The 18,777-nt window shown below is 65.5% G+C and carries 21 protein-coding genes; 11 read left to right on the top strand and 10 right to left on the bottom strand.

Going from position 1 to position 18,777, the window contains the following annotated elements:
* Window positions 1-117 precede the first annotated feature (117 nt).
* The 4 genes from FFS51_RS11110 to FFS51_RS11095 all read left to right on the top strand — a co-directional run bounded on the left by FFS51_RS11110 (window position 118) and on the right by FFS51_RS11095 (window position 2,870).
* Window positions 118-873, top strand: a complete 756-nt coding sequence (locus FFS51_RS11110) for a hypothetical protein (RefSeq protein WP_171006166.1) — start codon at window positions 118-120, stop codon at window positions 871-873.
* On the top strand, window positions 873-1,130 hold the full coding sequence (locus tag FFS51_RS11105) for a hypothetical protein (protein WP_137878376.1): 258 nt from the start codon (window positions 873-875) through the stop codon (window positions 1,128-1,130). Before FFS51_RS11110 ends, FFS51_RS11105 begins: the two co-directional genes overlap by 1 nt.
* 140 nt (window positions 1,131-1,270) lie before the next feature.
* Window positions 1,271-2,137, top strand: a complete 867-nt coding sequence (locus tag FFS51_RS11100; protein WP_137878375.1) for a queuosine biosynthesis protein queC — start codon at window positions 1,271-1,273, stop codon at window positions 2,135-2,137.
* Complete coding sequence (locus FFS51_RS11095; protein ID WP_137878374.1) at window positions 2,115-2,870, top strand: TatD family hydrolase; 756 nt, start codon at window positions 2,115-2,117, stop codon at window positions 2,868-2,870. Before FFS51_RS11100 ends, FFS51_RS11095 begins: the two co-directional genes overlap by 23 nt.
* On the opposite strand, the gene FFS51_RS11090 is transcribed toward FFS51_RS11095, so the two are convergent.
* Window positions 2,871-3,179, bottom strand: coding sequence for a MarR family transcriptional regulator (locus FFS51_RS11090; protein WP_137878373.1), 309 nt, complete (start codon window positions 3,177-3,179; stop codon window positions 2,871-2,873).
* 253 nt (window positions 3,180-3,432) lie between these two features.
* Here FFS51_RS11090 and FFS51_RS11085 point away from each other — a divergent pair, with 253 nt between their 5' ends.
* The 6 genes from FFS51_RS11085 to FFS51_RS11060 all read left to right on the top strand — a co-directional run bounded on the left by FFS51_RS11085 (window position 3,433) and on the right by FFS51_RS11060 (window position 10,536).
* Window positions 3,433-4,185 carry a TnsA-like heteromeric transposase endonuclease subunit gene (locus FFS51_RS11085; RefSeq protein WP_137878372.1) on the top strand — a complete coding sequence of 251 codons (753 nt, stop codon included), beginning with the start codon at window positions 3,433-3,435 and terminating at the stop codon, window positions 4,183-4,185.
* Window positions 4,182-4,484, top strand: coding sequence for a hypothetical protein (locus FFS51_RS11080; RefSeq protein WP_137878371.1), 303 nt, complete (start codon window positions 4,182-4,184; stop codon window positions 4,482-4,484). The genes FFS51_RS11085 and FFS51_RS11080 overlap by 4 nt, the downstream gene beginning before the upstream one ends.
* A gap of 244 nt (window positions 4,485-4,728) precedes the next feature.
* A complete protein-coding gene (locus FFS51_RS11075; protein ID WP_212742815.1) occupies window positions 4,729-6,663 on the top strand; it encodes a TnsB C-terminal domain-containing protein in 1,935 nt (644 codons plus the stop codon).
* The gene (locus FFS51_RS11070; protein ID WP_137878369.1) at window positions 6,660-7,844 is read left to right on the top strand and encodes an AAA family ATPase; all 1,185 of its coding nucleotides are present in this window, start codon (window positions 6,660-6,662) and stop codon (window positions 7,842-7,844) included. The genes FFS51_RS11075 and FFS51_RS11070 overlap by 4 nt, the downstream gene beginning before the upstream one ends.
* Entirely contained in the window at window positions 7,844-10,264 is a 2,421-nt protein-coding gene (locus tag FFS51_RS11065; RefSeq protein WP_137878368.1) for a TniQ family protein, read from the top strand. Before FFS51_RS11070 ends, FFS51_RS11065 begins: the two co-directional genes overlap by 1 nt.
* A complete protein-coding gene (locus FFS51_RS11060) occupies window positions 10,261-10,536 on the top strand; it encodes an antitoxin Xre/MbcA/ParS toxin-binding domain-containing protein (protein ID WP_137878367.1) in 276 nt (91 codons plus the stop codon). Before FFS51_RS11065 ends, FFS51_RS11060 begins: the two co-directional genes overlap by 4 nt.
* A gap of 175 nt (window positions 10,537-10,711) precedes the next feature.
* On the opposite strand, the gene FFS51_RS11055 is transcribed toward FFS51_RS11060, so the two are convergent.
* The 9 genes from FFS51_RS11055 to FFS51_RS11015 all read right to left on the bottom strand — a co-directional run bounded on the left by FFS51_RS11055 (window position 10,712) and on the right by FFS51_RS11015 (window position 17,913).
* The gene (locus tag FFS51_RS11055; RefSeq protein WP_171006164.1) at window positions 10,712-11,512 is read right to left on the bottom strand and encodes a metallophosphoesterase; all 801 of its coding nucleotides are present in this window, start codon (window positions 11,510-11,512) and stop codon (window positions 10,712-10,714) included.
* A gap of 83 nt (window positions 11,513-11,595) precedes the next feature.
* Window positions 11,596-12,057 carry a zinc ABC transporter ATPase gene (locus FFS51_RS11050; RefSeq protein WP_137878365.1) on the bottom strand — a complete coding sequence of 154 codons (462 nt, stop codon included), beginning with the start codon at window positions 12,055-12,057 and terminating at the stop codon, window positions 11,596-11,598.
* Between the two features lie 357 nt (window positions 12,058-12,414).
* Window positions 12,415-13,248: an aldo/keto reductase gene (locus FFS51_RS11045; RefSeq protein WP_137878364.1), complete on the bottom strand. Its 834-nt coding sequence runs from the start codon at window positions 13,246-13,248 to the stop codon at window positions 12,415-12,417.
* A 43-nt stretch (window positions 13,249-13,291) separates the two neighbouring features.
* Window positions 13,292-14,080 (bottom strand): IclR family transcriptional regulator, encoded by a 789-nt coding sequence (locus FFS51_RS11040; protein WP_137878363.1) that lies wholly within the window; start codon window positions 14,078-14,080, stop codon window positions 13,292-13,294.
* A 47-nt stretch (window positions 14,081-14,127) separates the two neighbouring features.
* The gene (locus tag FFS51_RS11035) at window positions 14,128-15,363 is read right to left on the bottom strand and encodes an NAD(P)/FAD-dependent oxidoreductase (RefSeq protein ID WP_137878362.1); all 1,236 of its coding nucleotides are present in this window, start codon (window positions 15,361-15,363) and stop codon (window positions 14,128-14,130) included.
* Window positions 15,360-15,557: a ferredoxin gene (locus FFS51_RS11030; protein ID WP_137878361.1), complete on the bottom strand. Its 198-nt coding sequence runs from the start codon at window positions 15,555-15,557 to the stop codon at window positions 15,360-15,362. Before FFS51_RS11030 ends, FFS51_RS11035 begins: the two co-directional genes overlap by 4 nt.
* Window positions 15,558-15,584: 27 nt before the next feature.
* Complete coding sequence (locus tag FFS51_RS11025) at window positions 15,585-15,893, bottom strand: hypothetical protein (protein WP_137878360.1); 309 nt, start codon at window positions 15,891-15,893, stop codon at window positions 15,585-15,587.
* Entirely contained in the window at window positions 15,890-16,477 is a 588-nt protein-coding gene (locus FFS51_RS11020) for a 3-phenylpropionate/cinnamic acid dioxygenase subunit beta (RefSeq protein ID WP_212742814.1), read from the bottom strand. Before FFS51_RS11020 ends, FFS51_RS11025 begins: the two co-directional genes overlap by 4 nt.
* Window positions 16,474-17,913, bottom strand: coding sequence for an aromatic ring-hydroxylating dioxygenase subunit alpha (locus tag FFS51_RS11015; RefSeq protein ID WP_137878359.1), 1,440 nt, complete (start codon window positions 17,911-17,913; stop codon window positions 16,474-16,476). The genes FFS51_RS11020 and FFS51_RS11015 overlap by 4 nt, the downstream gene beginning before the upstream one ends.
* 125 nt (window positions 17,914-18,038) lie before the next feature.
* Between FFS51_RS11015 and phtC the strand changes: the two genes are divergently transcribed.
* Window positions 18,039-18,767 (top strand): 3,4-dihydroxyphthalate decarboxylase, encoded by a 729-nt coding sequence (phtC, locus tag FFS51_RS11010; protein ID WP_137878358.1) that lies wholly within the window; start codon window positions 18,039-18,041, stop codon window positions 18,765-18,767.
* The last annotated feature ends 10 nt before the right edge of the window (window positions 18,768-18,777 follow it).

Below are 18,777 nucleotides of genomic sequence, written 5' to 3'. Positions count from 1 at the left end.
GCGTTAGCGTGAGACACGAAGACCTCCGTGGTCAGGATGCGAGTGTGGTAACCCACATCCTGCCCGGAGGTCTTCGCCTACCTCACCCGTTCACAACCTCCCGGGGAAGTACATCTAGTGGGTACGTCGGGAGCGTTCGGTGGGTCCGGCGCATGGTCGGGCACGGTTGATTCTCTGTATGACGCCGCAGACGCGTTGAACGTCTCGCCCGCAGCACCGATTGCGGGTGGCGTGCTGTCCGCCCTCGGCAAGTCGCTGTCTCGCGGCGACAAACAGGGCAAGTCCTACAAGGTCCAGGATCTACTTCGGGGCCGACGCAGCGACGGATCCTCGAGTTCCGGAGATGGGCGCGACAGCGGCGGTGCGACGTTCTCGCGGCAGGCCGCACGCGGATCCTTGGTACTGGACGCGCTGGCATCGATCCAGCAAGGTGACGTTCCCCACCTTGTCGAGTACGGCGTGGACTTTTCCTCACTGGAGGGACTCAGCGGTGTCCGGCTATTCACCGAACTCATCGCGCTCGTCCTGGGCCCGGCCTCTCATCCCGACGACGCTGCCCTCCAGCAGGCGCTCCTTGCCACCATGCGCTCCGCAGAACAGAGCTCGGACGCGTCCCTCGCGGACACAGTAGGGCGCTTCGTAACCGAGCTTGCCTGGAAGACCACTCTCGTGCAACTCTCCGCAAGCGAACGTCGTCTTTCAGTCGTACGCAGTGCCCTCGTGCAGCTGGAGCAAAAGGTGCGCACCTACATCGGTGGAAAGGTCAAACAGATCGCGGGCCAGCTCGTGAACGCCACGCCCCAAGCTGTGGCGGACTTCGCCTCTTCACTCGCCGCGAAAGCATGCCGAGTGTTCGGCAAGGGAGACGGCTAATGCAGACGCACGAGATCGAAGTTCTCCCTGCGGGTACTTCCTCCACCGGCGCGGGGCTCACTTTCGCATGGTCCACGAAAGACGTGTCGAGTGCGGACCTCGCCTCAACGATGACGTGGGATCTGGGCGAGTTTGCGGCCGCACCGGTCGTTGCACGCGACCTGTTTCGGATCGCGGCAGCCGCCTACCTCGCCGACACGGCTATCGCGAAGCCAGGGTTTCGCTACACCGCAACTTCGAGCTCACCGTTCACGTAGAGCACCCCTCGTCGTGGAGTGGTAGTCCGATCTCCGACTTCGCTGACATTCTTCACTGGCTGACAGGAGATTCGTGGAGCATCATTCTGAAGCCGGCCACCGCGAGACTGCCGTTGGCTGTCTCGGAGCCTGCGGCACGAGTGCAACTGCTCTCCGGGGGTCTGGACTCGTTGTGCGGTGCCGTGATCGGTCTCCGGGATAGTGCGGCCGATGTTCGTTTCGTTGGCCACCGAGATGCGTCCAAAGCGGTGCGGCGCGCGCAGAACGCGATCGCCGACGCGATCGGTGGCCACCCGTACGACCGCTACGAGCTTTACGTTCGCGACTCAAAGCGCCGCAAGAACCACGGCCCACGCTCTCGCTCGCTGATGTTCATGGCCCTCGGAGTAATGACCGCCGCCGCGCACTCCGCTCCTGAGCTGTGGGTTCCGGAGAACGGGTTCACCAGCATCAACCCCCCGCTCGATGCGGGCCGAGGAGGCGCGTTGACCACTCGCTCGACGCACCCGTACACGTTCCACCTATTGTCGAGGCTGCTGACGACCCTTCTGATCGATGTCGTCGTCATCAATCCCTTCACGAACCTGACGAAGGGTCAACTGGTCGCCGCGGCGCTGCCGGAGCTGATGTCGGACCAATATCGAGACTCGGCTACCACGTCGTTCTCGTGCGCGAAAGGCGGAACCCAGTTTCACCACGGCGACTCCAACCACAACTGCGGTCTGTGCGTCGCATGCGTCGTGCGCCGCGCAGCATTTCTCGGCGCCGGTATCGACGACCCGACTCCGTATGACTGTGAGCTGCTGGACGGTGCCGATCTGGCCGGCCTTATCAAGCAACGTTGGCGGGACGTCATCAGCCTTCGCGACGTCTTCGCCTACGGGATCGAGGAGGATGCCATTCTCAGTGCGACGGTGTGGCCACCTGATACGGACCTCGACGCTGTTCTGCAGTTGGTAGATCGAGGCCTGGAAGAGTTGAGACGTGTTCCCCTTCCCGCACCTTGACTGCCACGCTCACATCGCACCCGATGTGACGGCAGCGCAGACTCGCACACTGCACGGCGCGCAGGTGTTTGCCATGACGCGCAGCCTCGACGAGTTTGATGCTGCGATCGAGAACCCCCAGGCCGGGTTGCTCTGGGGTATCGGTACGCATCCCGGCGTGCCCGCTGCTCTTGCTCAATGGTCGGAGCAACGCTTTCAAGATGCGGTTAGCCGCTCCATCCTGATCGGTGAAGTCGGGCTCGACCGACGGGGCGACGCTACTCAGCAGGGCGAGATCCTCGCCGCCATCCTTCGTGCTGCCCCACCGGCACTGATATCGGTCCACTCGACGGGGCGCACCAAGCAGGTCGTAGACCTCGTTGAGAAACACCCGCACCCCGGGGTCATCCTCCACTGGTTCACCGGCGATCGCGACGACGCGGCTCGCGCAGCGGATGCAGGTTGCTTCTTCTCAATCAACGCGGCAATGTCCGATGAGCAGATGACCGTACTTCCGCTCGACCGTGTGCTTCCAGAGACAGACTTTCCCTCTTCGAGATCTCGAACCCAGGCCCGCACACCGGGAGACACTGCAGCACTCGAACGAACGGTTTCCCGCCTTACGCGGCAAGGCGCGAGCGACGTGCGACGCGGTTGGTACCGCAATCTCGGTGCGCTCTCGACGCGAGTGGGGGTCAGACAACGGCTCCCCGCGGAACTACAGGAACTCATCGACCGAGCTGAAGCCAGGTAATCAGCCGCTTGCCGCTGATGCGCGCGCGTACTCACGAGCGGCGCGGATGTAGGGGTTGTCGTTGGCCTTATAGAGCGTGGTCTTCTCGCCGGGAACGCGTCCGATGTACTCGATGAAGTGCTGCGAGCGGAGCCGTTTGATCAGCGGGTGCACGAGCCCTCCGGGAAGGCCGGTCGCGTCGATGATCTGCTTGGGCGAGAAGGGCTCTCCCTCGTGCTTGCTGATCTCGACGAGCACGGTGTGCATGTAGCTGTTCCCGAAGAGCGCCTTGGACCCCTCGGGGGCAATCGGGTCGATCGCCGTCGTCATGCTCCGAGTGTCTCATATGCGCTGGAGAGTCCCCAGGCGTGCTCGGAAAGCTTGTTGTGTACGTGACATGGACAACCCCTGTAGAGTAGTGAATGTGACATTTACAGTGAACAGCTTTTTATTGATTTGATACAAAGCTGATCGCTGATTTTTGTCGCGTCCACCGATTCCGTGGGGGGCGTGGCAGGCAACAGCATGTCTGCATGCACACGTTGATTGAACCGGCCTCGAGACGGGGGATCGGTCGGGGCGGGTGCTGGATCTGGGACATGGTTCCTCGATGATTCGGTCGGCGTCGACGGTTCAGATCCGCAAGTCGGAGGACCTGGTCGACGTCGTTTCGATCGAGGATGTGCGCCTGCGCATGTTCGACGCTGCGGTTCCCTGGCGTCAGTTCCGTTGGTACAAGAACCAGGCGCACTTCTCGGGCAGCTACTGGTCGGCGACGATGGAAGCGCCGGTCGGCTACGAGTCGCGCCTCGAATACGCGAACTTGCTCCTGGTGGACTTCGACCCACAGGTCGAGTGGATTCTCTCGCAGCCGTTCCTGCTCGAAGGGGATGATCGCGGCAAGCGCCGCCGACATATCCCGGACTACCTGATTGCGGGCACCGATCAGTCCGTGTGTGTGGTTGACGTGAAGCCCGCGGAGAAGCTGTCGCTGCCCAAAGTGCGTGACTCGCTCGCCTGGTCGCGTCGGGTGATCACGGCACACGGCTGGGAGTACCGGGTGCTGTCCGAGCCCGAGCCGACGCTGTTCGCGAATGTGCAGTTCCTCGCCGGCTATCGGCGGCCATTCCAGTTCGTTGACGCCCATGTCGCCGCGGCAGTTCAGGAGTTGTCGATCCCTCAGCCGCTCGGGGAAGCGGTCCGTGCCGTGACTCCGATCGCGGGCGATGTCAGGTTCGCCCGTTCTCTCGTGCTGCATCTGCTGTGGACGCAGCGGCTGCGCACCGACCTCAGCACCAACCCTTTGAGCACGACCAACCTGTTGGAGCCGACATGAACACCATCGAGACCTTCCGCGCCGGCCGAGCCGACTCTACTGCCGCTGCAGAAGCGCCGCCGCGGGATGCGGTCGAGACTGGCGTCGATCGGGTGTGTGCGTTGCTCGGCATCCCCGCCGCGGCGCCCGCTGCGACCGATGACGCGGCGATAACAGCTGTCGTGTTCCAGGATGCCGAGGAGTACCTGAGGGAAGTGTTCGGCGAACGAACCGCTCGGGAGGGCGCGCAGACCGTGCAGGCTCGCCCGATCGTGCACCTCCACGTCGCCCCGCCGACCACTCCGCCTCGGGCAGCCTGACCCTGTCGATCCGAAGGAGAGCGATATGAGTAACACCTGGATGTTGAAGGCCGGGGCTGACATGGTCTACGACGGTGAGGCTTGCACGGTGATCGAAGTCTGCGACGGAGCTATTGTCACCCGAGGCAGAGATGGACGAATCCGCCGACTACGACTGCTCGATGTGCTTCGACCGCGCAGCGAAGGCGGTCTCGCACACATCCCAGGCCGGACCCGAGCCGAGGAAGAAGCCATCCCGCTCGGTGTGATCTGGGACGACGCGACCGACATGGCCCGAGCCACGTCGCTCGAACGCGCCGACCACGTCCGCGAGGTGCTCACCGGATACAAGAGCGGTAGTGCGGAGGTTGCCCGTGAGGGTGAGCCTCGCCTGGCCTTCCACCCGGAGCGGCGGATGGAGGAACGCATCGCAGCGAAAGCCGCCGAACTCGGCAAGGGGCACCGCACCGTTGCGCGATGGATCGCACGGTACAAGGAGGCAGGCGAGGTCGGCCTGATCGACAACCGCTTGGCGCAGCCGGGTCAGGCGCTGGTGAACTTCGACGACCGATGGGTGGACGCCGCGCGGGAGATCATCAACGAGCAGACGAACGAGTCGAAAGTCGCGAAACGCATCATCATCGCGCGCGTCAACTCCCGCGCGGAGCGCACGTTCGGTCCAGGCGCGGTCACCGCGCCGTCACGCAGCGCCGCCTACAAGATCCTCGACGAACTCTCCCGGGGCAGGGCAACGTTCTCGGGCAGCACGAAGCGGAAGCGCTCCAACGCCAATCGGCCGCCCGCCCCGTACGGTCGATTGCACGCCACGAGACCGGGACAGTACGTGTTCATGGACACCACCCCACTGAACGTGTTCGCCGTCGCACCGGTCACCGGCAAGTGGGTGTGCGCTGACCTTACCGTCGCGATGGATCTCTACTCCCGCTGCATTCTGGGGCTGCGTCTCACCCCAGGCTCGACGAAGTCCATCGATGTCGCCGGGGTACTGATGGAGGCTTGCCAGCCGTTCGACGCTCCGAACGAGTGGGATGCTCGGGCGCGCTGGCCGTACCACGGGGTGCCCGACACGCTGCTCGCCGACCCCACCCGCATCGGCATGCCCCGATTCGCTCGCGCGGGCATTCTCCCGGAGACGATCATCGTCGACCACGGCGCGCCCTACCTGTCTGAGCACGTCACGAGCGCCTGCGCCCGCATCGGAATGTCGATCCAGCCCGCTCGCGTCTACCAACCGACCGACAAGGGCCCCATGGAACGATTCTTCCGAACCCTCGACACGTTCCTCCAGGAGCTGCCGGGGTACAAGGGCGCGGACGTGGCCAGCCGCGGCGACGACATCGAGGGCGACGCGGTCTACACCGTCCCACAGCTTGAGCAGATCATCCGCGAATGGGCGGCCACCGTCTACCACCTTCGTCCTCATGGCTCCCTGGAGGACCCGATGCTTCCCGGTGTGAAGCTGAGCCCCGCCGAACGGTACGACCAGGGCCTCGCCGTCGCAGGACAACTGCGGATGCCGGTCGACCGCAGCGTCCTCCTCGAGCTGCTCCCGGTCGTCAAACGCCAGTTCAACCACTACGGGGTGGAGATCCACAAGCTCCGCTACACGGGCGAGTCCGTCGCGAAGTACCGCAACCGCGCCAGATCGATCCACCGGGACAAGGGCACCGACTGGCCGTTCGTGATCAACCCCGACGACCTCTCACAGATCTACTTCCGAGACCCCGAGGACAACACGTGGCACACCCTCGAGTGGGAGCACAAAGGCGCATTCGACACCCCATTCAGCCTCGACGCGCTCGAGTACGCGAAGAAGATCGCCATCAAACAGGGGCGTCCCTCCCAGGTTGAGGACGTCGCCGCCCAGCTGCTCGAGGACTGGGGCGCCGGCCGCGCGCTCACCCCGTCTGAACGGCGGATGAGCGCACGGACGGCCGCGCGACTCAATGACCGGGAGCCCGACCCGGACGGAGTGTGGTCGCTTCGATCAATCCAGCGGATTCTCGACGCGGAACTGACCCCGTCCCCTGACCTTACGGACGAGCTGACCGGGTCCGTGCGGGATCCGCGCCGGCGCGTCGAGGTGCCAGAGGGTGGCGATGACGACGACGAGGACGACATCGACGAACCCACTATCCGATCCGACTATCACTTCGAGCCGATGGAGATGATCCAATGACCGCCACCGCCCGTGCTTTCGAAGGGGCTTCAACGCGTCGGCAGCGGAGCCTGTCGACCTACGAGGGCTGGAAGGATTTCGCCGAGCGCCCGCCCCGAGCGCGCCCCGAACACCTCGCTCGGGACCAGGTCGAGGCGCTCGACCCGGAGGCGCGGGCACGGTACGACGCGGACCGGCGGGTGTGGCACGCGAACATCCTTCTGCGCACCCGCCAGGTCCACGGCGTGCACACCCAGCTGGCCGACATCCTCGACAGTAACCTGCAGGACTCCGACAGGGTCAAGTCCGCGGCCGCCCTGGACGCCCCGCCGGCGCTCGGCAAGTCCACGGTGGTGAACACATTCGGGCGGGACTTCCACCGGCAGCGGATCGCCGAGATCGGCGAACAACTCGACGCCGACGAGGACATCCTGCATCTCCCGGTGTGCCACATCACTGTGCCCGGCAGGCTGACCATCAAGGGCCTGCACATGATGATCCTCGGGTTCTATGCGCACCCTGCGACGGCGGGCATCCTGCACCGTTCGATGGCCGGCCGTGACCTGGCTCGCGCTGCCGCGGACTGCATCGAACGGCACGACACCCGCCTGGTGATCATCGACGACCTGCACTTCCTGAGCATGCGGACCCGAGACGGCGTGGAGGTCGCAAACCAGTTGAAGTGGCTGTCCAACGAGTACAGCGCCACCTTCCTATTCGCCGGCGTCGCCCTCCGCGAACGTGGTCTAGTCGGCGAAGGCGCGGTGGGAAGGGAGGCTGCAATGGCGCAGACATTCCGGCGGTGGACGGTGTTCAGCCTGGACCCCTACAGCCTGCGCACCAAGCACACCCGCGAAGAATGGTGCAGCCTGCTCTGGCACATCGAACAGGCACTGGTTCTCGCCGAAGGGTGCGACGGGATGCTCGTCGATATGTCCCGCTACCTCTTCGCCCGCACCACCGGCAACATCGGCTCGCTCATGGACCTGATCCGCCGGGGAGCGTCCCGCGCTATCCGCACCGGCCAGGAGAGCATCGACCGAACATTGCTCGACGACATCCGCATCGATGAGGGCGCGGAGACGGAGCGCGGCGAACTCGAAGCGCGCCTCGACAAGCAGGAGGCCGCACGTCGAGCACGGCGCCGCGCCAAGGAAGCACCCAAGCAGCAGCCCCACGCGGGAAAGAAGTCGGCCGCCTGATGAGCGACATCGCCGACGAGGTCCGCGTGCTGCCGTTTCGGGTGCGGCCGCTTCCGGATGAGCCGTTCGATTCGTGGGTGGAAGCGTTGGCGGCCGCGAACAGGGCGACGATCGCGGAGGTCGGGTGCGCGCTGGGCCTGATCGAGCAGCGTGATGGGACGGCGGTGTCGGCGACGTGGTGGATGGCGAACGCGTGGGCGACCGAGCTGACCGATGCGCAGGCGGGTCGGGTGGAGCAGGCGACGGGTATCCCGGCGGCGCAGTTCCAGGAGATGACGAGGATGCGGTTCGCGCGGCATGCGATCCGCCGCACACGCAACGGGAGGATCAGCGTCCGGTGCGCTGCCGCGGGGACGGCAGGCCGGTTCTGCCCGGAGTGTCTGGCTGACTCGGGTGGGCGGTGGCGGATGTCGTGGCAGTTCCCATTCGCGTTCGCGTGCAACAGGCATCGTCGGATCCTCGTCGACGCCTGCCCCGCATGCGGTAAGCATCCACGCCATGTAGGGCATCCGCTCGCCGTGATCCCCGTACCCGGCCAATGCCACAACAGGGTGCCCGGTGCGGGGATCGGGCCGATCGCCAGCCGTTGCCGCGCCGATCTCACCGTCGACGCGGAACGGATCCCCGCGTCAGAGGCGGTCCTGCACGCCCAGCGGACGATGATGCGGGTCGTGTCCACGGGGGAGGGCAGGTTCGGGATCTACGCGGATGCCCCGCAGCCCGCGGTTCGTGTGCTCGAGGACGTCCGCCTTCTCTCCCGCGCCGCCCGCGTCGCGCTGAACGACGGCCAGGTCGACGACACGGTGCTCGGCGCGCAGCTGCTCGACCATCTGCACAGGGGAGACATCGACACATCCTGGTCCTCGTCGTCGACCTCGGCCGCCTCGGCGGCGGGGACGGCGATCGCCATCACTGCGCTGGCCGACTCCGGTCACACGATCGATCTGATGCGTGGCCACCTCGCTGCCAGTACGTCCTACACTCTCAGCACCCCGCAGGTGCAGTCGCTGATCGCGGCGTCGTTCGGTCGCACCCGCCGCCCCACCGGGTTTCTCCAGTCCGCGGGCCTGTCCGATGTCGATGCGAGAGAGAGGGCACGAAAGGTGCCCGCCCAGTTATGGGACGAGTGGACCGCCATGCTCGCCCCAGGACGCATGAACAGGGAGATCGCCGCATCCGCTCTCGCCGCGGCCGTCGTGTTCGCCGGCACACGACTGACCCACGCCGCCGCCCTCGCCCTGTTGGACTCGGATGCGCCGGTGCGGCAGGTCACGAACGTGATGCGCGAGTTCGGGCGCGGACAGCATGAACATCTCGCACTGGGCGTGATTCTCCGCCTCGTCGCTTACCTCGACAGCCAGGGGTCACCGATCGACTACGCGCGCCGCCGCGAGCTCGACTGCAGCCCTCTGCTGCCCGAAGCGCAGTGGCGCGACCTATGCAGCGGGCACAATGTGCACCCAGGAGCGGGGCGCCGACACCGACACGCTCGTGCGTACCTGTTCCGCCAGATCACCGGGAACCCGCTGCGAGCAATGCCAGGAGACTGGGACGCGACCGATGTCACGGTCGCGTCTCAGACGAGGCTTGTGGGCCGCATCCCCGAGGAACTGCGCGTGGACCTTGCACGGGTTGGCGATGAGTTCCTCGCCGCCCACGGCATCGACGAACCGCTCGCATGGACGCCACCGCTCGCACAGTTCGACATCGACACAGCCGTGGACACCCCCGGCGAGGCATCGTGGCCTCCCGCCCGACCTTCGAGCGCTCGGATCGATGAAAGCGTCGGCGCGGACGGCATCGCTGATCGGTACCAGGCCGGTTCCAGCACTTACGAGCTCGCCGGACTGGCCGGGGTGTCCCGACAGACTGTCTCCCGGCTGCTCGCTGACCGATCCACCTCGACGCGTCGTGGCAGGCCGCCCATGCATGTGATCGACGAGCGGTGGCTGCGCCACCAGTACCTCGACCAACGGCTCACCATCGGCCAGATCGCCGCCCTCGTCGGATGCACCACACCGACGATCAGTCGCCGACTGCGGGACGCGGGGGTCCCGATCCGCCCCGCCGGGAGCGCGAGCGAAGCCGCGACCCTGCACCCGCACCCGCTCGCGGGAGCATCGCCGCTCCTGCGCCGCACCATCATCGGCCGGTACCCGATCGAGCGTGCCCGTCGCTTCCTGATCGCCGCCCGACACACCAGCATCCGGGCCGCGGCCACCGAAATCGGGACAACCCAAAGCACCCTCAGCAAGCAACTAGCACGGCTCAGCCGCGACGCCGGCGGTCCCCTCCTGACCGCAGGAGCCCGCGGCCGCCCCATGACTCTCACACACCTCGGCGCGCGCCTGGCCCGCGAGCTCGAAAGAGTACTGCCGGACGAGAGCGCCCGCCTCGAACCGGGAAGGAAAGCAGCATGACCGGCGAGAAGAGCACCACAGGCGGAGGCGCCCTGTTCGGCGACGATGCCGCGCGGCTCGGACGCGACATCGTCGAGAAGAGCATCGCGCACGACATCGCCGCCGTCCGGGAAAGGCTGCGCGAGCTCTGGACCGACCCCGCCATCGAGGTCTGGCTGACCAGCACCAACTCCCATCTCGATGGAGCCCGACCAATCGACGTACTTGCCCTGAACGGCGTCGAGACCGTCATGGGTGCCATCGACGTGGAAATAGCCGGCGGATCACGCTGAGGTGACGCATAGAGAGGCATGGACGTCACCGCCGGGGCCGAACGTGACGATCGTGCATTGACGGCGCGACGGCTGGATCCGCTTCCGACCTGAACCGCGACTCTCTAATCCGGTCCCGCCGGCGGCGAACTGTTCACACCCACGGCGCCGAGAAGATGCCAGCCGTGGTCCCCATTCAAGTGATGTTCGGGGGTGAGTCGGGGTAGGTGGAGTCGAGTGCTCCGAGGAGTTCTTCCATCGCGATTCGCAGTTCGTTATACCCCATCATGTAGAACAGTGCGTCGGAGTTCGAGGTTTCGCTGCCGTCGAGCTCTGCGATGGTCTGGCGGGCTTCACGGATCGCGACATCGAGCCACGGTTCGACGTCCGGCAGCCCGCGGATCCAGGCGTCGATGACGGTGAACGGGATGGGCGCGTAGCCGTGGGCGTCGACGCCGACGTGGAACTGGTGCCCGTTGGGTCCGTGGTCGCGGGCGTGGGTGTGGCCGTGCAGTAGCGGGATCCCGTCGTCCCACCGCGGCCGGTGTGTGGTGTGCCGGTCCGACTCCTGCGAGTCGCCCTTGTACGGGTAGTGGGAGGCAAGGATCCGGTACCCGCGCCGGATGCCTTCTATGACTTCCGGCAGAATCGTCCATCCGGCTGCCTCGTAGAGCGGCGCGAACCGTTCGATCGCCTTCTTCGACTGCGTCGCCGGCGACACCCGGTCATGGTTTCCGGGCACAAGGTACCGGCGACCGTGCAGCTGCGCGCTGAGGGCGATCGATTCTTCGATCGGTCCGAGCGCGACATCCCCGAGATGCAGCACCACATCTGACGGGCCGACGGTTTCGTTCCACCGGCGGATGAGTTCAGTGTTCATCTCGTCGACCCTGGTGAACGGACGTTCGGCGAGTCCGCTGATCCGAGCGTGGCTGAAGTGAGTGTCCGCGGTGACGAAGTCCACCTGGTCGAACTCGAACCACGGATACTCACTCACGTCCTCGCACCTGCCCCTCGGATGCTCGTTGTATTGCAGAATCTAGCGGTGTCTAGCGTTTCGATAGACCTCGGTAGATATCGCTAGAGTTCGTCGAGATCTATCCCGAACTTCCGGGCGAGATCGGCGAGCGGGATCTCTGCACTGTCGGCGGGCCGTCCCCGCACGATGCGGGCGATCTCCATTTCCTCCGCCGCATCCTCCGCATCTGCGATTTCGGCCAACTCTTCGATCAGCACCTGAACGGATGCGCCGCCGTTCATCGCGCGGCGGCGAATCTCGGCGGCAGCGTGGGCGAGGGTGTACATCCGCTCCCACGGGTGATCGCCGTGGCGGGCGGTGGCGACGGTGTCGCGGGTGTAGCTGCGCTCATCACCGGGGACGAGCCACCGTTCGGTGCCGTCGGAGGCGTGGAAGAAGTCGACATAGCAGTTCCCGCATGGCATCCGGTAGACGCCGGGCTCGGTGGGTGCGGACTCGGTGCTCCGCGCGATCATGTGCAGGACGACCTGCTCCCAGTCGTCATTGGCCTCATCATCTGACACAGCATCCCCCTTCGATGCGGAACCCACTAGTCTCGCACCCGCGTAGGGCGGTGTCTGCACCGTTCGCGGTAGGCGCGTTGGTCCCGCTAGGAGGTGGGATTCTGACCTTGTCCGGGTCGAGCGTTACTGGTTGTCCCTACGATGAGTTCAGCGGTCGACATCGGGTAGCCCTCGTGCCAGATGCCTCACGCGCACGGTGACGAAGTCGGCTAGGGCATCCGTGAGCTCACCGCTGAGGGCGCGAATTCGCGCTGTCGGCGTCGTCGGCTGGCGAGAAACTGATGCGCTGGAAAAACCGGAGCTTGGAAACGGAGTGGGCTCCCGCTCACCGACTCTCTTGGCTTCACTTCAGGCGAGTCAGTGCCCGTTGGATGGATCGTCGGAGTCGCGTGCGGCGTCTTCTCCGCGGTCGAGGGTGTCGAGAACGCTCATCTGGGCGGGGGAGAGTTCGAAGTCGAAGAGGTCGAGGTTCTGGGCGAGCTGTTGACTATTGGACGAGCGTGGGATGGGCACGATCCCCATCTGGACGTGCCATCTCAGCAGTACCTGGGCGGGTGAGCGGCCCAGGTGGTGGGCGATCGCGGTGACCTGCTCGTTGTCGCGGAGTGTTGCGCCTCGTCCGAGGGGGCTCCACGCTTCGGTGGTGATTCCCAGGTTGTCGTGGGCAGTACGGGGGAGTGTTCTGGCGATGTCGATGCTCAACTGGATCTGGTTGACATCGGGGACGTAGCCGGTTGCCGCGATGATCCGGTCAAGGTGTGCCGGTTTGAAGTTCGACACCCCGATAGCACGCACCGATCCCGCCTCGAGCAGGGCAACCAGACCCTCCCATGCGTCCACGTACCGGTTGAGCGCTGGTACCGGCCAATGGATGAGGAACAGGTCGAGGTAGTCCAGGCCGGTGCGTCTGAGGCTCTCCTCGTAGGCGGTTCTCACGCCGTCGACACTGTGGTTCTCCTTGTTGAACTTGCTGGTCACGAACAACTCATCGCGGGGGATTCCGGAGCGGCGGATGGCCTCCCCCACGGCATCTTCGTTGTCGTACTTGTGTGACGTGTCGATGAGGCGGTATCCGAGGTCGAGTGCGGTGCGTACGATTTGCTGGCACTCCTCGCCCACGAACGGCCACGTGCCGAGCCCGATCCGCGGGATGTCGACGCCGTGCAGCAGGGTGATCGGTGGGGGGGTCATCAGGGTGCTCCGAACTGTGTGGTGAATCGGGCACCCTGGTCGTTCAGCCGAGCACCTCGGCGAGCCGTTGCGCTGCGGTCTGAAGGGTGCGGGCGAAGTCTTTGGTCTTTCGTGCCGGTAGTCGGTGAATGGGCGCGGAGGCGTTGATCGCGATCTTTAGCCCGGATGCCGTCGGGACGGCGACTGCGACGGAGCCGACGCCATCTTCGCTCTCTTCTCGGTTCACTGCGTATCCCGCCTGGCGCACTTGTTCGAGCTGGGCCTCGAGTTCGGCGCGGGATCGGACCGAGTGGGAGGTGACGGGTTCGAGCTCTTGGTTCGGGTAGAGGGTGTGCAGTTGGTCTGTGGTCAGCTCTGCCAGCAGTGCTTTTCCTGTCGACGTGGCGTGGGCGGGCATGATTTTGCCCAGTCGCGAGGCGACTCTCACTGCGATGTCCGGTTCCGACACCGCAAGGAACCGCAGACGACTGCCCTCGAGCACTCCCAGGTGGCTGGTCTCGCCGAGTGCGGAGCTGACCTCGTTGAGGATGGGCTCCGCGAGGCGCTGAAGGTCCATCCTCTTGAACACGGAGAACGCGATCGTGGTGAGAGCCGGCCCGGGCAGGTAGGCCTTGGACGCGCGATCCTGTCGCATGAACCCGCGCCAGACGAGCATGGCGAGGATGCGGTGAGCGGTGGATGACGCGACACCGAGATGCGCGCTTGCGTCGGTCAACCTGATCTCGGGACGTTCGCCGAGCAGGAGGATGAGTTTCAGGGCGTTGTCGACGGATTCGATCGGATACTGCGGCGGGCTGGTTGGATCGGAGGAGTGGCTCTTGCGTTTCTGCACAACAGAAACCGTACCGGGTAACCTGGACCACGACTAGATGCATGGGCTTATGCGCGCGCGCGAGCGTCGGCGGATGTGGCGGCGAGGCGGGCGAGCGAGTCGCGGACGGAGGCGATGTCCGTCCCGTCGGCGATTGCCCTGCGGCAGGTCACGAGCGCTCGGGGCCAGTTGACGATCACCGCGCCGGTGAGCTTTCGGCCGTCGGCTGTGTAGGTCACCGCGAAGCGTCCGTCCTCGGGGGCGCCGATGAGTTCGTGGTCGGTCGCGCCGGTGCGGCCGACGACCTGGATTTTCCAGTCGTATTGATCGCTCCAGACGTACTCGATCGCCTCGTATGCGCGCTGCGCGGTGGGGTTGACGATGTTGTGGGCGACGATCGGCGCCTGGTCGGTGGCATTGGTCCAATGTTCGAGGCGGATGGTCTCGCCCCGTGTTGCGTCTGTCCAACGGCAGACGTCTCCGACTGCGTAGATGTCATCCACTCCGACAGCGGCGAGCCCGGGGGTGCAGAGGACACCGTTGTCCAGCACGAGCCCGGACCCTTCCAGCCACTCGGTGTTGACGACGGCCCCGATGCCCACAAGTACAGCGTCGACGTCCAGGCGGGTGCCGTCTGTCAGGGCTACGTGGAACCCGCCGCCATCGGCCCGCTCCACGGATGACACGGAATGTCCGAGGATCAGGTCGACCCCCTCCGTGTTGTGTTTGTCGCCGAAGATCTGTCCGACGTCGTCGTTCAGCACGCGTGACATCGGGGCCGGCAGGGGGTCGACCATGGTCACTGTCACGCCGGCCTTCGTCGCTGTGGCGGCGATCTCGGCGCCGATGAACCCAGCCCCGACGATGAGGAGTCTGCGGGCGGGGAGCAGTTCTGCGCGGAGGGCTTCGGCATCCGCGCTGGTCCGCAGCACGTGCATGCCCGGGCCCTCCCCCCACGGAGAGCGGCGGGCGCGGGCGCCTGTGGCGATGACGAGGGAATCGTAGCCGAGTTGTTCGCCGTCCTCGAGGGTGACGAGCTTCCTCGTGGGGTCGAGGGCGGTGGCGGCCGCGCCGTACCGGACCTGAACATCTATGGCGGCAAGCTCGTCTGCGGTGGTGAGGGCGATCTGCGCGAGTGCCGCATCGGGAGCCAGGTAGCCCTTGGATAGCGGCGGCCGGTCGTAGGGGTGGGCGACCGCTTCTGCCTCCACGATCACGATCTGCCCGGTGTGCCCGGCCGCGCGCAGCGCCTGGGCGGTTTTCACACCGCCGACGGAGGCTCCGACGATGAGGGCACGGTTCATTCGTCCACGACCATCAGAGCCGAGACCGGGCAGCTGCGGGCGGCTTCCTCCACGCGTTTGCGGTCGTCTTCGGGCACGTCCACGCGTAGCAGCACGACGAGCCCGTCGTCGTCGATGTCGAAGTAGTCGGAGGCTCCGACGACGCAGTTGGCATATCCCTGGCAGGCGCCGAGGTCGGCTTTGACGACAGGCACGGGCACTCCTTGTCTTGTGGGTGGACGTCAGCCCCGGCTGTCCGGGAACATAGGTTCGAACGGTGAGGCGATCATCGCCGAGAAGGTCTGGGTGGTCTGCCAGGTGAGCGCTTCCAGCTCGAGCGGGTCCACGGCGATCCACTGGCCCGATTTGGGGGACTCGATCAGCAGACGGGACCCGTTGCGGGTCTCCACGTGTGAGACGCGGATCTCACTGAACTCGTTCGCAATCGTCAGCGGCACCCCGACGGTGCGTTCGACCAGCCGATCATGTTCGAGGGCGGCGCGCCGGGCGTTGTCCCGGTCGATGTCCTCGCCTTCCCATTCGAGGGTCACAGGAAGATCGCCAGATTCTGGGTATGTAGCACTGACTCGTCGACCAGGATCACCCGGCGGGCCAGCTGGTAGGTGTCTCCGACGCGGCGGAGCACGTCTTCGCGCTGCGCAGACACGAGCGATGCCGGGTTGGTGTCGCCACGGCTGCGGAACAGCAGCACGGCCGAATCGGCGATCAACTCGCCGGTGACATCCGTGTCGAAGGTGCGGATATTCGTGACGTAGTGACGCAGACGCGAAGGGGGATCCTCGGTCCACGCGTGCTCTGTGAGGAAACGCGCCACGCGCCTGCTGAGGGAGTACTTGTTCTCGTCCCAGTGCGCCATCCCCGGACTGGTCGAATAGCCCGCGCCGAGAGCGGTCGTGACCCGCACCGGCATCAGGTAGTGGATGTCCTCAGTCAGGGTCTCGAGCCAGTCCTCGTATCTCTGATCGTCGAGCGTGTAGGCCTCTTCGATGAGCCAGCGCGAGGCGTCGAGGTGCCGGGGGTCACCGAATCCGAGCGACACGCCGGCCTTGCGTGCCGGGGTGGCATGCGCGCCGAGCACCGACTGGGAGGAGAGGTCGGCTCCGATGAGGCTCACGCGGACGCCTCCTTCTGCACGCCTGCGGCGGCAAGAGCGTTCTCAGCGGCGAGCACGGACGGTGTCTTGCGGATGAGACCGACGACGACCGGGCGGGTCGGCTCGGCGGGCTCGTTCTCGAGGTAGTCCGCCCACCGGTTGAGGAGGTGGCGCTGGTTGTACTCCCCGTAGCCGACGTGAGCTTCCCCGGGTCCGGCGAATTCTTCGGCGGTCAGCGGCTCCACCACGGGGGTGCCGTCCTTGAGCATGCCCATGCGTCCGTTCAGGAGGAGCCGCCGTGCCATGGAGCCTTTCGCGGTGTTGGTGAGGGACACCCAGTTCTCGACGTCGTCCTGCTCGAACATGCCGGTGGAGCCGAAGCACATCAGGTAGGCCTTGTAGCTGAGCTCCTTGAACTCCTCGGGAGCCTCGGCGTCGACGGCGAACCAGGAGAGCACCTCGGTCTCGTTCTCGCTGATCGGCTGCCACAGCCGGATGGAGATGAACGGCAGCACATCGTCGCCGTCCTCGACCTTCGGCCAGTTGTGCACGAAGCTCATGTTCGGGAACGCGGAGGCCGCAGAGATCATGAACCCGTTCTCGCCGATGACATCCATCTGCTCCTGCGACCAGACGGTCTTCATCCGGTCGATCATCTCCTGCGGGTAGCCGACGTATCGCAGCTTCTCCTCGAGAGTGCCCGGGGGCAGCTTGTAGGTCGTGCCCCCGCCGTTGCCGGCCCAGTAGGTGTTGCCGTCCTTGCGTTTCTCGGCCTTCGGCTCGCGGAACAGCCCGATCTCCACCACCGACGTGTGCGTCTGCGGGGTGTGGTACATGTCGCCGGCGAAGTTCTCGGCGCCGATCTTCCAGTTCGCGTTCACCCGCCACCGTTGCGGTCCGCGCAACTCGATGCCGGAGGGTGACTGCCGGGTGTAGTAGTCGAGGTAGAAGGTGAAATCGCCCAGATACTCCCGCAGCGGGGGAGCGTAGGGGTCCATGCTGATGAAGATCAGCCCGTTGTAGCTGTCCAGGCTCGGAGCAGGCAGGAGCCTGGCGCCTTTGCGGCTGAATCCCTCTTCCCCGCCGTACGCCTCCTGATGGAAAGGGAGCCCGATGATCCGTCCATCGTTGCGGTATGACCAGCCGTGATACGGGCACCGGAAGTGGGACGCGTTTCCGATCTCGGCCCGGCAGACTTGCATTCCGCGATGCAGGCACATGTTGAAGTGCGCTTTGATCTCACCCTTCTCGTCGCGAACCACGATGAACGAGTCGTCGAGCACCTTGCGGACCACGTAGTCACCGGGCTGCGGAATCTCCGACTCGTGCGCAACGAACAGCCAGGCCCGGCTGAACAGGTTCCTCTTCTCGAGCTCGAACACGTCCCGGTCGTTGTAGATGTGTGCGGGGATCATCCCTTCCCGCACTTCGTCGAAGATGGTGGATTCGGTGGTCATCGGGCCGTCGCCTCAGATCGTCGTTGAAAGAAGAACTATCTGTCTCGCAGAGAACGTAGACCGTTTCCGATCCAACCTCAAGTTGGATTCTGGCAGACAGAGATGGATTCTGCTAGCGTCGAAGTGTGCAGAGCTGGACGGACGAGCGAACGGCGGTCGCCAACGCCTGCCGGGTGCTCGCCTATCGCGGGCTCGTCTCCGACGTGCTTGGGCACGTCAGCGTGAGAGTCGGCGAGGATGCTGTGCTCGTGCGCTGCCGCGGGCCCAAGGAACGCGGTCTTGCGTTCACCACTGCGGAGGATGTGCACGAGGTCGGCCTTGATGGTTCGCACGATCTGCCCGACGGGTGGTCGGTGCCGAACGAACTCCCGCTGCATCTTGCCGTGATCGCGGCCTCGCCCGAGACCCGTTCCGTGGTGCACGCGCATCCGCCTGCGGTTGTCGCAATGACGCTCACGGGCGTCCCGTTGCGCCCGATCGTTGGCGCCTACAACATCCCGGCCATGCAGTTGGCAACCGCGGGGATCCCGGTGCATCCGAGCTCCGCGCTCATCCGCACCCGTGCGCGGGCGGACGCGATGCTCGCCAGCATGGGCCACTCCCCGGTGGTGCTGCTGTCCGGACACGGGCTCACCGCCGCCGGGGCAACAATCCAACAGGCCGTGATCCGAGCCCTCAACGTCGATGCCCTCGCCCGAATGCACCTCAGCGTCCTGTCGACGGGGGCGGTTCCTTCCGACATCGATGACGGCGACCGCGACGACTTGCCCGATCTGGGATCGGCATTCAACGACGAGGCCGTGTGGCGGTATCACCTCGCCGCACTCGAACACGAGGCACGATTGAGCCCGTGAGACAGGAGTC

Origin of the sequence: Microbacterium sp. 4NA327F11 (genome assembly GCF_005503465.1) — a bacterium.
In the GTDB taxonomy this organism is placed as follows: Bacteria; Actinomycetota; Actinomycetes; order Actinomycetales; family Microbacteriaceae; genus Microbacterium; species Microbacterium ginsengisoli.
Note: the sequence above shows the minus strand (reverse complement) of the source record. Positions and strands in the feature narration are given on the sequence as shown.